Source organism: Chromatiales bacterium 21-64-14 (assembly GCA_002255365.1).
Taxonomy (GTDB): Bacteria; Pseudomonadota; Gammaproteobacteria; order 21-64-14; family 21-64-14; genus 21-64-14.
Genome location: NCBI01000003.1, coordinates 59798 through 72872 on the forward strand (window position 1 = coordinate 59798; position 13075 = coordinate 72872).

A 13075-nucleotide genomic window follows, 5' to 3' on the forward strand; every position below is an offset into this window, starting at 1 on the left:
CTCATTCTCAAGAGCGCCGGACCGACGCGCCGCCACGACCCTGGTTAGCCCTGGCGCGGCCGGCGAGACCGCTGAATTTCGTCTCGGCATGAGCGCGATGGTACAGGACATGGACCGGCAGATCCCGCACATGCCGCACATGCCGGCGGGCACGCGTGAGCTCGGGATGGCGATGCACCAGCGCGCCGGCCGGTTCGCGGTCGCAGCCCAGGACGCCGCGGTCAGCGGCCAAGTCCACTCGGCCTACACCGCGTTGCACGCACTAGCCCAGGCAGGCGTGCGTGGCCTGTCACGCGACCTATCGCGTGCGCTGAGGCGGTCCGCCTAGCCGAGGGCGCGACTCAAACCGGCGTAGACGCCGAGCGTTTCATCCGCCTGTGCAAGAAGCTGCTGCTGGAGCGCGAACGCAACCGGTCAACCCATGCCATCGTCTGATCCACCCCGCCCCGGGGGGACGAAGCTGAACCGTTCCCCCTGTCACAAACCGCCTGGCTGCCTCGTCTTGATGGGCAGACCAGGAGGATCGACCGATGGGACCTGTTGAGGGACCGCAGAACGCCGACGTCGCGATCGTCGGTGGCGGGCTCGCCGGGCTGATCCTGGCGCGGGCCGGGCGACGCGTCGCGCTGTTCGAGCAGGGGGACACCCTGGGAGGACGCGCGCGCACGGAAGTGCGCGGCGCCTTTCACTTCAATCTGGGTCCGCACGCCCTGTATCTCGGCGGCGAGCATGCCCGGATGTTGCGCGAACTCGGGATCCGCTACCCCGGCGGCCCGCCGCGCGCGCCCGGTAGCGCCCTGCACGCCGGTACGCGCTTCCGGCTTCCGCGCACCCCGCGGCAGTTGCTCACCAGCCGGCTGCTGAGTTGGCGCGGCCGGCTGGAAATCGCGCGTCTGTTCCAGACCCTCCCGGCGATGGATACGGCCATCCTCGCCCGGGTCAGTCTGGGCGAGTGGCTGGACACGCGGTTTCATCATCCCACCACACGCCAGCTCGCCGCCGCGTATGCGCGGCTCTCCACCTACTCGAACGACCCCTGCGGACTCAGCGCCGGCGCGGCCCTGGACCAGATGCGGCTCAGCCAGGCGGCCGGCGTCCACTACGTCGATGGCGGTTGGCGCACGCTGGTGGCGTCCTTGGCCGCTGCGGCGCGCGCCGCGGGGGCGTCCATCATCACCGGCGCGCGGATCCTCCGGGTGGAACGCGATGAGCGGGGCGTGCGTGCCGTGCGCGGTGTGGAGGGGTGGCGTTGCGCAGCCCCCTCGGTCATCCTTGCCGCCGGCCCGCGGGCCGCCAGCGAATGGGTGGAAGACAGCGCCGCGACCCCGCTACCGGGCTGGGCCGATGCTGCGCGCCCGGTGTACGCGGCCTGCCTGGACGTGGGCCTGCGGCGCCTGCCCGCACCCACGAACACCTTCGCACTGGGCATCGATCAACCGCTATACTATTCCGTGAATTCCACCGCGGCGCGCCTCGCCCCGGACGGCGCCGCGCTCATCCATGTGGCGAAATACGGCTCGAGCGCCCCGGATGCCGGACTCGATGGGGCGGAGGCGGAACTTGAAGGCGTCCTGGATCTCCTGCAACCCGGCTGGCGGGAGCTGCTCGTGGACCGGCGTTACCGCCGGCGCATGACCGTAACCCACGCCCTGGTCACCGCCCACCAGGGCGGGCGGGGCGGCCGGCCCGGTCCCGCGGTCCCCGGGGTCGCCGGACTCTATGTCTGCGGTGACTGGGTCGGACCCCGCGGCATGCTCTCCGACGCCAGCGTCGCGAGCGCCCGGGACGCCGCTGCCCTGATCCTCGCCGGGCGGCGTCCAACCGATGCGGGCCGCACCGCCCGGCATCCTGATGCACGAGCGGGTTCACCATGACGATGGCCGGCGATCCCGATTCCTACCTCCAGCACCGGCGTCTGTTGTTCTCCCTCGCCTACCGCATGTTGGGCAGTGTGCAGGATGCCGAGGACATCGTGCAGGACGCATACCTGCGCTGGCAGACCGCGGCCCGGGATGCGGTGGAAACCCCCAGGGCCTATCTGTCCACCGTGGTCACGCGCCTGTGCATCGATCACCTGCGCGCGGCCCGGACCCGGCGCGAGCAGTACGTGGGCACGTGGCTGCCGGAACCACTCATCACACCGGACGACGGCGACGCGACCCCCGCATTCACGGAATCACTCTCCATGGCGTTCCTGCTGCTGCTCGAACGGCTCACCCCGGCGGAGCGGGCGGTGTATCTGCTGCGCGAGGTCTTCGAGCGCGACTACCGCGAGGTGGCGGCGATCGTGGGTAAGCGCGAGGCGGCGTGCCGGCAGATCGCGGCCCGTGCGCGGCGCCACATGACAAACCGTCCCGCGCGCTACCCGGTAACCACCGCGCAACGAGACGCGCTGATGGCGGGCTTCCTGGAGGCCTCCCGCACCGGGGACGCCAGCGGCCTGATCCGCCTGCTCCGCGCGGAGGTCACGCTCTGGTCCGACGGCGGCGGCAAGGTCGCCTCCGCCCGCAAACCGGTCCATGGCCTGCGCGCGGTCTCGCGCCTGCTCGCCGGGGTCGCCCGGCGCTATTTCGAACCGGCGTCGTTCCACGCCACCACCGTCAACGGCGCGCCCGGCTCTATCCGCCATGTGGCCGGGCGGATCCAACGCGTGTTCGTCGTGGAGATGGCGCCGGACGGCATCCACAGCATCTATATCGTGGCGAACCCGGACAAGTTGCGCGGACTCGGCGGGGACCTCGGCCCGGCGTGCGTGGACCCGCAGGTGATCCGTACCACCAGCCTGGCAGACGCCACGCGCGAGGGCGCGGACCGCGCGCGCGGCGTTCCGGTCAACCGCCCGGCGGCCGGGTGATCCGCCAGCACTGGTGGATGCGCGGGCTGCGCACGTAGTCGCGCGGCAGGGTATCCCGGCTGATGTCCTCGATCTCCAAGCCCGGCAAGGCCGCGGCATCCAGGCGGAACCGGCGGAAGTTGGTCGAGAACAGCAGCACGCCGCCGGGGGCCAGCCAGCGCAGCGCGTCCTGGATTAGCGCGGCATGGTCGCGCTGCACGTCGAAGGTTCCGCTCATGCGCTTGGAGGTGGAGAAGGTCGGCGGGTCCAGGAAGATCAGATCGAAGGCACCGGGCCGCGATGGCGCCCGCAGCCACTCCAGGCAATCCGCCTGCACCAGGGTATGGTCCGCGCCGGCAAGGCCATTCAGCGCCAGGTTGCGCTGCGCCCAATCGAGATAGGTGCGCGACAGATCCACGGTGGTGGTGGCGACCGCACCGCCTGCCGCCGCGCACACCGTCGCGCTGCCGGTGTACCCGAACAGATTGAGAAACCGCCGCCCCGGCGCCAACTGCCGGATCAGGGCACGGATCGGGCGGTGATCCAGGAACAAGCCGGTATCCAGGTAATCGGTGAAGTTCACCAGGAAGCGCAGCCCGCCCGCGCGCACTTCCCGGAAGCGCCCGGCGGCGGACAGCTTCCCATATTGGTCGCGGCCTTTCTGGCGGCGGCGCACCTTGAAGAACACGTGGTCGGTGGGCAGCTCCAGCACCTTCGGAATCACGCCCAGCGCGTCCTGCAAGCGGATGCCCGCCTTCGCCGGGTCCACCGAGGACGGCGCCTCGTATTCCTGCACGTGCGCCCAACGCTCGGCCCCGTCGCCATAGAGATCGATGGCCAGCGCATACTCCGGCAGGTCCGCGTCATACAACCGGTAGCAATCGATCCCCTCGCGCCGTGCCCAACGTCCGGTGGTATTGAGGTTCTTGCGCAAACGATTGGCGAACATCTCCGCGCCCGCGGACAACTCCGCCACCGGCGCGGGTTCGTCCAGAACGAAGTGGAGCAGACGGCACTCCATCGCGCCGTTGTACAGGGTATGGGTGCGCCGCGCCCGCAGTCCGATGCGCCGGCCCAGCTCCGGGTTCGCGGTAAACACCGCCGCCTTCCAGCCCGCAAAGCGGCGGCGCAGCAGCGCACCCAGCTCCGCATACAGGGACGCCAGCAGCGCGGGTGTTCCCAGGCGTTCTCCGTAGGGCGGGTTGGCGACCACCAGTCCCGGCGCCCGGACCTTGGGCGGGGGTTCGCAGTCGCCCAACGCGCGCCGCTCGATGTGCACCCGGCCGCGCAGCCCGGCCTGCGCCACGTTCGCCAGGGCCGCACGCACCGCCGCGGCGTCTGCGTCGTAACCGATCACCGGCGCCGGCCGCGCGCTCCCGGCCGCGCGCCGCGCCTGCGCCTCCGCGAGCAGGTCCGCCCACAGGGCGGGGTCATGGCCGCGCCAGCCGAGAAAACCGAAATAGTCGCGCAACAGCCCCGGTGCGATGTCTCCGGCGATCATGGCCGCCTCGATGGGCAGCGTGCCGGAACCGCACAGGGGATCCACCAGCGCCCCGCCCGCCTCGGCCACTTCCGCCCAGCCGGCGCGCAGCAGGATCGCTGCCGCGAGATTTTCCTTGAGGGGCGCCGCCACGCCGGCGGTGCGGTAACCGCGCAGATGCAGGCTCGCGCCGGACAGATCGACCGATACCGTGGCGCGCTCCCCGCGCACGTAGAGATTGATGCGCAGGTCGGGGCGTTGCACGTCGACCGACGGACGCGCGCCGCACGCGTCCCGGAACCGGTCCACCACCGCATCCTTCACGCGCAGCGCCGCGAACTGGCTGTGGGTGATGGCGGCACGGGCCAGGCTGCAATCCACCGCCAGGGTGCCGTCCACGCCCAGATGGTCCTCCCACGCGATCGCCTTCACGGCCTCATACAGGGCATCCGGGGTCGGCGCGGGAAACTCCGCCAGCGGCAACAGCACCCGGTTGGCGGTGCGCGACCACAGGCACGCGCGGTAGGCCAGCTCCAGGTCGCCCGTGAACGGCACTCCGGCCGCGCGCTCCGCCGCGTCGGGGGCCCCCATGGCGCTCAGTTCCTCCACCAGCAGGGGCGCAATCCCCTTGGGCGCAGTGGCGAAGAAGCGGTAGGAATCGGTCATCGGAAGATGGGGGCGAGTCGCGGGGCGGCGTACCGCAAGCCGGGCATTCTACCCTACGGGACGGATCACGGCGCGGGTGTCTCCCAGCCCTTGGCCCGCTCCAGGGCCCGGCGCCAGCCGGCGTGGCGCGCCGCGGCCTCGTCCCGGGACATGGCGGGCTCGAACACCCGCTGCGCCTGCCACTGGGCCTCGATCTCCCCGGTGTCCTTCCAGACGCCGGCGGCCAGACCCGCCAGGTAGGCGGCCCCGAGCGCCGTGGTCTCCGCGACGCGCGGGCGGACCACGGGCACCCCCAACAGGTCTGCCTGGAACTGCATCAACAGGTCGTTGGCGGTGGCGCCGCCGTCCACCCGCAGCTGCGCGAGCCGCGTACCCGCGTCCGCCTCCATGGCGTGCAACACATCCGCGGACTGGAACACGATGGACTCCAGCGCGGCACGGGCCAGGTGCGCCGCGCTCGTGCCGCGGGTGATACCGACCACGGCCCCGCGCGCGTAGGGATCCCAATGCGGCGCCCCCAGGCCGCTGAACGCGGGCACCAGGTACACGCCACCCGCGTCGGGCACCGACGCGGCCAGGGCCTCCACATCCGCGGAGCGCTCGATCAGCCCCAACCCGTCGCGCAGCCACTGCACCACCGCGCCGGCGTTGAACACGCTGCCCTCCAGGGCGTAGCGCGTATCCGCGCCGATACGCCACGCGAGCGTCGTCAACAGCCGATTGCCCGAGACCAGGGCCTCGGTGCCGGTGTTCATGACCATGAAACAGCCGGTCCCGTAGGTATTCTTCACCATGCCCGGTGTCAGGCACGCCTGGCCGAAGAGCGCGGCGTGCTGGTCGCCCGCCATGCCGGTGACCGGCATCTTGAGCCCCGCCGGTCCCGCGCCCGCTTCCACCAGCACCTCACTGCAACCGCGCACCTCGGGCAGCAGCGCGCGTGGGATCGCCAGCAGCTCCAGCAATCCGTCGTCCCAATCGCCGGTGTGCAGATCGTAGAGCAGCGTGCGCGATGCGTTGGTGCAGTCGGTGAGATGGCGCGCGCCGCCGGTGAAGTTCCAGATCAGCCACGCATCCACCGTGCCGAACGCGAGCTGGCCGCGCTCCGCCTGGTCGCGCGCGCCGGGGACATGATCCAGGATCCAGCGCAGCTTGGTCCCCGCGAAATACGGGTCGATCACCAGTCCGGTCTGGTCGCGGAACCGGTCCGCGAGTCCGCGCCGCGCGAGATCCGCGCACAGATCCGCGGTGCGCCGGTCCTGCCACACGATGGCGTTGTAGAGCGGGCGTCCCGTGGCCCGGTCCCAGACGATCGTGGTCTCGCGTTGATTCGCGATCCCGATGGCGGCGATGTCGCCGGCGCTGAGGCCCGCCCGGCGCACCGCCTCCACCGCCACCGCCGACTGCGACTCCCAGATCTCGCGCGGATCCTGCTCGACCCAGCCCGGGCGCGGGAACACCGGCGTCAGCTCCCGTTGCGCCACGGCCCGCACCGTCCCCGCCGCGTCGAAGACGATGGCGCGGGAACTGGTGGTTCCCTGATCGAGCGCGAGTATGTGACTCATCCCGGGCACCCCGCCGTTGATAGACCGATCTCCGCAGTGTCCCGTGGGCGCGCTGCGAACCCGTCGCAACTGGAATCCCAAACCTGCCGTGCGGTGCGCACGCCCCTGCGGGCCGCGCTAGAAACCGGCCGGCGTCGTGCGCGTCTCACCCGCGGCGTGCTGGATTCCGGGCATGCCGATCAGATCCGTCACGCCGATATCCACCCCCAGCTGGGAGATCAGGGTCGTGATCTGTCCGCGATGATGGACCTGATGCAGAAAGAAGTGCAGCAGGCAGTCCTGCAGGCGAAACGTCCGCCGCTGTGCGTCGACGACACTCGTGTACGTGATCGGCGCCATCAGCACAGCCTCGGACAAGGTACCGACATAGGCCTCGATCTCCGCGTCCGTCGCACGCCGTTCGGACTTCAGCGTCTCGTAGTCGCGATACAGTTCGTCATCCAGCGCCTGGACCGGAAACGGGCAGTCGAGAAAACGCCCGAGCCAGAGCCGGTCCGCCAGCAGGATATGATTCAGGGTGCCGTGTATCGAGCGGAAGAACGCCCCCCGGTCCTGCTTGCGGTCGTGGTCCGGGATGCCGTCGCACAGATCGAACAGGTGCTCGTTCATCCAGCGGTTGTAGCGGGCGTGAATCTGGAACGGATCGAGGCTGTCCATCTTGCCATGCCTGTAGTGATTCGCGGTCCACCCGGCGCGGCGGGCACGTTCCCGCCTCGATGGTGCGACCTGATCCAGGTAAACTACGCGACATCGCGTCCCGATGGCAAGGCGCGCCGGCACACGCAGCGCCGGGCGCCGGCGTACCCGTCGGACGCGCGGCAGGAGTAGCAAGAGATGACGTCGAAGATCGTGATCCGGGAAGCCCGGCCGGAGGATATGCCGACGATCGCGCAGATGGCGGGCGCGCTGATGACCGAGATCATGGACGCGATCGGGACCCGCGCCTTCCACTTCGACCTCGACGAGACCCGGGAACGGCTCACGGCATTGGTCGCACAGGGAAAGTATCAGGTGTTCGTGGCGCACCGGGCTGAGGGCGGCGGCGCGATCGGATTCGTGGCGCTATGCGAGACCTGGTCGCTATACGCGGAGGGCGCGTTCGGCATCATCCCGGAGTTCTATGTGCATCCGCAGCACCGCGGCCTGGGCGCGGGCTCGCGGCTTGCGGACGCGGCCCGCGCGTATGGCAGCGCGCGGGGTTGGACGCGTCTCGAGGTGACGACGCCGCCGCTGCCCCCGTTCGAGGCCACGCTGCGTTTCTATGAGCGGATGGGCTTTGCGATTACCGGCGGACGCAAGCTGAAGCTCGGGCTCTGAGCGCGCAGCAGTCGTCAAACACGCGGATCCACCCGCGGCAGAGGTGGTCCCGCAGTTGCCAGCAGCAATCCATGCAGTCTATGGTCGTAACGCGACTCCTCGTTGCGCGCGATCTCCTGCTGAATCGCGAGTCGCATCACTTCGGCATCCTCGATCTGCAGCTTGTGCATCGCCTTTCTCCCAAGAAAAGAACGAGGCAAGGGTATCGCACTGCTGTATTATTTATGGCGTCGTGTTTAGCGCTAAAGGCCGAAAACATGCACCGTAATGGTGCACATTGTGTCGAGCAGGCAGCGATTCATTGCCTGCCGACGTTAAGTCCGACAGGCTGCTAGGTCTTCCTCCCCCGCCGTACCGAGAACCCCATCAGTCCCAGGAGCCCGGAGCCGAACAGCCACGCCGCAGCGGGCAAAGGGACCACTGTGGCTGTGGCGTAACCCGTGACCGCTGCAGGGATGCCCGGGCTGCACGCGCCGGCGCTGGTATTGCAGACGAAGATATGCGCCGCCACGCTGTACCCGCTTGCATTCGGCGTGAGCACGCCCGCCGCGTCGGCCCAGGTGCCGCTCGTGTTCGTGAGCGTGAAGCCGACCGAGCTGGCGGCGTCATTGTAACCACCAGAGTTCTTGGTCGTCTGGTTAAACACGCCGAAGCCGTCGACGGTGCCGGAACCGGAATCGGCTGGAACCGCAGAGCCGAATCCAGCGGGATTCGTTTCGGTGAAGGAACCGATCGTCCACGAGCCGGCGTTCACGTTGGCGTCGGCCATGCCGCTGTCACCGAACAGATAAGTGTACTGACCGCTGCTGCCTCCCTTATAGGTGAGGTTCGCGGTCGTGGAACTCGTGAGGTCCACCGTCACGGTCCCGTAGGGGCTGGGATACCCTGTCAAAGCCGAATTGCCCGCGTTCAGGGTAAAGATGGTGGACGACGGAACGAACGAGGCCACTGCGGGGAACGCGGTCAGTCCCATCGCCAGCGCCGCGGTCCCGAGGATTACCGATCGTACTGCATTGAGCGTGCGCATTGCGTATCGACATCCTTCCGGACTCGACCGAGATCGCGGCAATATTCGGACCAGATCGCCTAACTCATTGATATACAATGAGTCCATGAAAAGCAGTAGCCGTTTGGCGCCGTCCCGGAAGCGAAGTTGTAAAATTCACCGACGCTTTTTTGCGTCCGGAAATCGGGTGAACCGTGATGCGAATCACCGAGTTGGCCTTGGAACTAATTTAATTTCAATCGGTTGAATCCGTCTCGCGACGACCCGGCCGTGTAAGAATTTCCGACAGCGGATCTTCGCGGAGGGCCATCGTCCCTTGCGGCTGTCGGGGATTCTCTGCCGGCCGGGTCTACGAGACCGACGCCGCCGTGGTCGGCGACGACGGTGCCAAGTGGCTCAAGGAGCAGAGCACCTGCACGCTGACCTGTGGAACCGACGCCCCGCTCAGGGTGACGCCCCCGAACTTCGTGGTCCTGCGCGTGACCGAGACCGACCGCGGCGTGCGCGGGGACACCTCCGGCGGCGGCAAGCCCGCCACGCTCGAGACCGGTACCGTGGCACGCGTGCCGCTGTTCATCGATGTCGGTGAGCTGATCAGGGTTGACACGCGCTCCGACGAATACGTCGCGCGCGCCAAGGAATGACCGTCGCGGTCCTGCGACTGCGCGCCGAACTGCTCGTGCGCATCCGCACTTGGCTCGCCGCGCGCGGGGTGCTGGAGGTGGAGTCCCCGCTGCTCTCCGCCGCCGGGACGACCGATCCGCAAATCGAGAGCTTCACCACGCGCTATCTCGGGCCGGGCACCCCGCAGGGACGGACCGGTTATCTGCACACCTCCCCCGAGTTCCCGATGAAGCGGCTGCTCGCCGCCGGTTCGGGGTCCACCTTCCAGATCTGCCGGGTGCTGCGGCAGGATGAACTCGGCCCGCGCCACAATCCGGAATTCACCCTGGTAGTGGTATCGGGTCGGCGCCGCCCACCACGCCCTGATGGACGAGGCGCAGAACCTGGTGTCCGCTGCGCTCGGCGGGCACCGCCCGCTCGCGGCCCCCGAACGGGTGAGCTATCGCGACGCCTTCGAGGAAAAAAGGGGTCGGTGACAAATGATTCTCATTTGTCACCGACCCCTTTTTTTTTGTTGCACACCCTCCACGCGTAGACAAGAACGCCGGCGGGTTACCGGTTACACAACGAAATCGTGGGTCGGATCCACGGCTTCCTAATGCTTTACCCAACCGAAAAGTCGTTCCGGGCAGTCCTTCCTGCGTTGAGCCAGTACGGGGCCGATCGTTTCTGTGCCGCCTATGAGCCCTATCTGTCAGTCGCCCAAGTTGAAATGTCACAAGCTCTTGTCTGGAGCGGCGTAAAAGCAGAATGGTCCGTCGAACAGCTAATTGAGGCCGGCGTTATTTCCTGAGCCAGCACCTTGTGGGCAAACGTCTACTCGCGGGCGGACCGGCGCGACCGGCGCGACCCGGCGGTAACGGCCCCGTATAGGTCGCGCCTACAGGAGTCCAAGGGCAGGTATTTGATGCGGAGCAGTCACTCGGCGACGTCTTTCTAGGTCCGCACCTCGGCCAAAGCAGCCGGTCGCATAGGTTCAGGAGAATGACCAGTGTCGCGTGGTTACCTGCCGTTCGAATTTCCTTGAAGTGGACGTTCATCGCCCACCATGCGGCGCGAGTCGCCCATGTCGTGTCCTCTCATACGAGATGACTCGTATCGACAAACCAACGAGCCCGTTTATCGGTTTTTCCAGCGGCGCGGATTTCGGCTTCCATGCATAATCGCGATCACGATTATCGACGGGCTGTCTGCGTGGAAATAGGCACTGAACGGAAACCGGTGGATAACAGCGCGCCTTGTGTTCCGATGCACACTTGGGAACATCAACGGGGTTTCTGCAATACTTGATAACGTCGCCTCGACTTCGTCCAGGAATTCATGACCCAGTCCGGGCCGCTGTTCTTCGTACCATGCGGCCGCATCGGCCAAGTCCTGCTCGGCTTCCGGCCGGAGCCGGATCTCAAGCATCACAGCTTGCGGCGAATATCAGAGATCGATTCGCCCGCCAAACGGCCCTGGTTACCGTCGGCCTCATAGGCATCGAGACGTCTGTCGAGCTCGGCTTTTTGTTCGTTCGTCAGGGGCAGTGCCTTCTGATCCGCGGCGATGCTATCCCATAATTCCTCCACGAGCTTGATACGCTCCTCGATCGGAAGTCTGCTTAGCCTCGTATTCATCGCGATGCCCTCGAATTTCTGTTCCCTTAGTTTAGCCGAGAGAGCTGAACTCTGTACACAACCGTGGACCGTGCACGGTTAACGGAACAAACCGAACCCACTGAGAAAATTGACCGAAGGCCCCGGCAAGCTTCTATGACCAAACCCCGCGGCTCCAAGACCTATTCCGACCCGATCCAGCCGCCGGTAACCTGTTTTCCAGAGTAGCCCTTTGAAAGGCCGCCTCATTCCGAAACCGGCCTCATGGCCTACGCGAGCAATTCGGCCGGAACGGCCATTGAGCGCTTGGCGCCTGAGTGGCCGGTCCATTTCGCATTGCTGCCGCTCGAGCAGTTCCAACGAAAAATCTGGGCTGGTGCATTCAAGCGGCAGCTTCTCGATAACCGCTACTCACCCTTCCGACCCATTCCCGACGGTGGCGAACGGCTGCTTTCGGGACGGCCAGTGTGTGTCTGAATCGGGATTCGCTGAAGCACCAAGCGCGTGGGTTACTGAGGCGGCAGCCAACAACAAGGCGCCGTTCGTGCTAGACCCTGCGACAAGCTCAAAACGGGCTGACCCAGCGTAGCGAACGAAGTCGAAATACGCGCTTCAGCTTCTCTGGCGCATCTTCTTGCTGGTTGAGATCGTCGTTGTGTTCGTCTGCGTACAGACTACGGGCGAGCCTCGGCGCATGGTGTGGCTGTCGTAATTGCAGAGGCGCAAGGGGCTTTCTCAACAGCCTGTTGACACCATCTCCCCCGCGGACAACAGCTCACCCATTCGCGGTCGCGCACTCCGTGCAGCATCGACTCCCAACACATACCGGCGGGACGACGACGGCCATGGCAGAAACCCCAAGCGTCCCCCAGTGGCAACCGCGCCGCTCGTTGTGGTGACGCGACTCCTGCACCTCGGTCTCGCGGTGTTCGGCGTCTGGGTGTGACTCATCGGCTCGGGCTGGATCGGGGTAGGTGCGGCCGAGACACAGATCGTGCTTAGCACCAAACCGATACGGCTTAACCATCAATAAAACGGGACGTGCAAGATGCTTAGAGACATCGCCATCGCCAATATCACCCTGTCCGTCGTGTTGGCCTTTTGGGCCTTAATCGACGTCAATCGGCGGCCCCCGCCGATGAAGGTCATGCGGTGGGTCTGGCCGCTGACTTTCCTGTGGGGCGGCGTGTTTGCCTTGGCGGTGTATCTAGGGTTCGGACGCGCACCGGTAGGCGGCTCCCATGAGCACGGTGAACATCCGTTCTGGCAAAGCGTGGCGCTCGGAGTTACCCATTGCGGTGCGGGTTGCTCGCTGGCGGACATGCTGGTGGAAGCAGGCATGTTCGTCTTCGGCCTGGGGTTTGTCGTGCTCGGGCATGAGGTGTTCGGCAACTGGATTGTCGACTACGGTTTCGCGCTCGCCTTCGGCGTGATTTTTCAATTTGCTGCCAAAGTGGCGATGTCCGACGATCCTAAACTCAAGATCTGGTGGCAGGCGTTCAAGTCCGACTTCTGGTCGCTTACGTCCTGGCAGATCGGTATGTACGGCTGGATGGCGATCAGTATCTTCGTCCTGTTCGACACCCAGAGCATGAAGCCCGATCACTGGGCCTTCTGGTTGATGATGCAAGTGGCCATGTTGGCCGGTTTTATTACCGCCTATCCTACCAACTGGGTGTTGATCAGAAAAGGCATCAAGGAACGGATGTAGATTGCCAGGAGTTCGTGTTCGTATGAGCGCGGCTCAGGCAGGACTAGGCAGCTCGTGATCCTACTGCTAGGTCGCGAAATTCCGCATCGACGCTGACCAGGTTTCCGCCCGTCGCGGGCGGGCGTTCTTATTACTGGATTCCCGCCATCGGCTCTGTACTCGCGGTGAGTGCTTCTAACCCATCGTGGTGTTCGATGCTTTTGAATGACTACCATGCAGCGTGCATTTGCAGTAACCGAACGGCTGCAGTTGGCCGGTAGCGGAAGCTAATTGTGATC

At 66.4% G+C, this 13075-nt stretch carries 13 protein-coding genes; 7 read left to right on the forward strand and 6 right to left on the reverse strand.

The features are described 5' to 3' along the window. Positions 1 to 97: 97 nt before the first annotated feature. The 3 genes from B7Z66_03105 to B7Z66_03115 all read left to right on the forward strand — a co-directional run bounded on the left by B7Z66_03105 (position 98) and on the right by B7Z66_03115 (position 2854). Entirely contained in the window at positions 98 to 328 is a 231-nt protein-coding gene (locus tag B7Z66_03105; protein OYV77715.1) for a hypothetical protein, read from the forward strand. A gap of 202 nt (positions 329 to 530) precedes the next feature. Further along, positions 531 to 1874: a hypothetical protein gene (locus B7Z66_03110; GenBank protein ID OYV77716.1), complete on the forward strand. Its 1344-nt coding sequence runs from the start codon at positions 531 to 533 to the stop codon at positions 1872 to 1874. A gap of 2 nt (positions 1875 to 1876) precedes the next feature. Further along, entirely contained in the window at positions 1877 to 2854 is a 978-nt protein-coding gene (locus B7Z66_03115; GenBank protein ID OYV77717.1) for a hypothetical protein, read from the forward strand. Here the strand turns inward: B7Z66_03115 and B7Z66_03120 are convergent. From B7Z66_03120 to B7Z66_03130, 3 genes are all read right to left on the reverse strand, one after another. Then, the gene (locus B7Z66_03120) at positions 2832 to 4979 is read right to left on the reverse strand and encodes a 23S rRNA (guanine(2445)-N(2))/(guanine(2069)-N(7))-methyltransferase (GenBank protein ID OYV77718.1); all 2148 of its coding nucleotides are present in this window, start codon (positions 4977 to 4979) and stop codon (positions 2832 to 2834) included. The genes B7Z66_03115 and B7Z66_03120 overlap by 23 nt on opposite strands. A gap of 65 nt (positions 4980 to 5044) precedes the next feature. Next, on the reverse strand, positions 5045 to 6541 hold the full coding sequence (locus B7Z66_03125; GenBank protein OYV77719.1) for a glycerol kinase: 1497 nt from the start codon (positions 6539 to 6541) through the stop codon (positions 5045 to 5047). Positions 6542 to 6658: 117 nt separating this feature from the next. Continuing rightward, on the reverse strand, positions 6659 to 7198 hold the full coding sequence (locus tag B7Z66_03130; GenBank protein ID OYV77720.1) for a hypothetical protein: 540 nt from the start codon (positions 7196 to 7198) through the stop codon (positions 6659 to 6661). 177 nt (positions 7199 to 7375) lie between these two features. Here B7Z66_03130 and B7Z66_03135 point away from each other — a divergent pair, with 177 nt between their 5' ends. Continuing rightward, positions 7376 to 7858, forward strand: coding sequence for a GNAT family N-acetyltransferase (locus tag B7Z66_03135; protein OYV77721.1), 483 nt, complete (start codon positions 7376 to 7378; stop codon positions 7856 to 7858). A 331-nt stretch (positions 7859 to 8189) separates the two neighbouring features. Here the strand turns inward: B7Z66_03135 and B7Z66_03140 are convergent, their stop codons facing one another. Continuing rightward, the gene (locus B7Z66_03140) at positions 8190 to 8885 is read right to left on the reverse strand and encodes a hypothetical protein (GenBank protein OYV77722.1); all 696 of its coding nucleotides are present in this window, start codon (positions 8883 to 8885) and stop codon (positions 8190 to 8192) included. A 257-nt stretch (positions 8886 to 9142) separates the two neighbouring features. Between B7Z66_03140 and B7Z66_03145 the strand changes: the two genes are divergently transcribed. Beyond that, the gene (locus B7Z66_03145) at positions 9143 to 9508 is read left to right on the forward strand and encodes a hypothetical protein (protein OYV77723.1); all 366 of its coding nucleotides are present in this window, start codon (positions 9143 to 9145) and stop codon (positions 9506 to 9508) included. Then, the gene (locus B7Z66_03150) at positions 9505 to 10023 is read left to right on the forward strand and encodes a hypothetical protein (protein OYV77724.1); all 519 of its coding nucleotides are present in this window, start codon (positions 9505 to 9507) and stop codon (positions 10021 to 10023) included. Before B7Z66_03145 ends, B7Z66_03150 begins: the two co-directional genes overlap by 4 nt. Positions 10024 to 10607: 584 nt before the next feature. Here B7Z66_03150 and B7Z66_03155 read toward each other — a convergent pair. After that, positions 10608 to 10898: a plasmid stabilization protein gene (locus tag B7Z66_03155; GenBank protein ID OYV77725.1), complete on the reverse strand. Its 291-nt coding sequence runs from the start codon at positions 10896 to 10898 to the stop codon at positions 10608 to 10610. Continuing rightward, a complete protein-coding gene (locus B7Z66_03160; protein ID OYV77726.1) occupies positions 10898 to 11107 on the reverse strand; it encodes an addiction module protein in 210 nt (69 codons plus the stop codon). Before B7Z66_03160 ends, B7Z66_03155 begins: the two co-directional genes overlap by 1 nt. 1027 nt (positions 11108 to 12134) lie before the next feature. Here B7Z66_03160 and B7Z66_03165 point away from each other — a divergent pair. Next, positions 12135 to 12797: a hypothetical protein gene (locus B7Z66_03165; GenBank protein ID OYV77727.1), complete on the forward strand. Its 663-nt coding sequence runs from the start codon at positions 12135 to 12137 to the stop codon at positions 12795 to 12797. Positions 12798 to 13075: the final 278 nt, after the last annotated feature.

What these genes read in the sequence shown, in the direction of transcription:
- B7Z66_03140 (OYV77722.1), bottom strand. Translation starts at nt 8,885, where the DNA reads ATGCGCACGCTCAATGCAGTACGATCGGTAATCCTCGGGACCGCGGCG.
- B7Z66_03160 (OYV77726.1), bottom strand. Translation starts at nt 11,107, where the DNA reads ATGAATACGAGGCTAAGCAGACTTCCGATCGAGGAGCGTATCAAGCTC.
- B7Z66_03125 (OYV77719.1), bottom strand. Translation starts at nt 6,541, where the DNA reads ATGAGTCACATACTCGCGCTCGATCAGGGAACCACCAGTTCCCGCGCC.
- B7Z66_03135 (OYV77721.1), top strand. Translation starts at nt 7,376, where the DNA reads ATGACGTCGAAGATCGTGATCCGGGAAGCCCGGCCGGAGGATATGCCG.
- B7Z66_03115 (OYV77717.1), top strand. Translation starts at nt 1,877, where the DNA reads ATGGCCGGCGATCCCGATTCCTACCTCCAGCACCGGCGTCTGTTGTTC.
- B7Z66_03155 (OYV77725.1), bottom strand. Translation starts at nt 10,898, where the DNA reads ATGCTTGAGATCCGGCTCCGGCCGGAAGCCGAGCAGGACTTGGCCGAT.
- B7Z66_03120 (OYV77718.1), bottom strand. Translation starts at nt 4,979, where the DNA reads ATGACCGATTCCTACCGCTTCTTCGCCACTGCGCCCAAGGGGATTGCG.
- B7Z66_03165 (OYV77727.1), top strand. Translation starts at nt 12,135, where the DNA reads ATGCTTAGAGACATCGCCATCGCCAATATCACCCTGTCCGTCGTGTTG.
- B7Z66_03105 (OYV77715.1), top strand. Translation starts at nt 98, where the DNA reads ATGGTACAGGACATGGACCGGCAGATCCCGCACATGCCGCACATGCCG.
- B7Z66_03130 (OYV77720.1), bottom strand. Translation starts at nt 7,198, where the DNA reads ATGGACAGCCTCGATCCGTTCCAGATTCACGCCCGCTACAACCGCTGG.
- B7Z66_03110 (OYV77716.1), top strand. Translation starts at nt 531, where the DNA reads ATGGGACCTGTTGAGGGACCGCAGAACGCCGACGTCGCGATCGTCGGT.
- B7Z66_03150 (OYV77724.1), top strand. Translation starts at nt 9,505, where the DNA reads ATGACCGTCGCGGTCCTGCGACTGCGCGCCGAACTGCTCGTGCGCATC.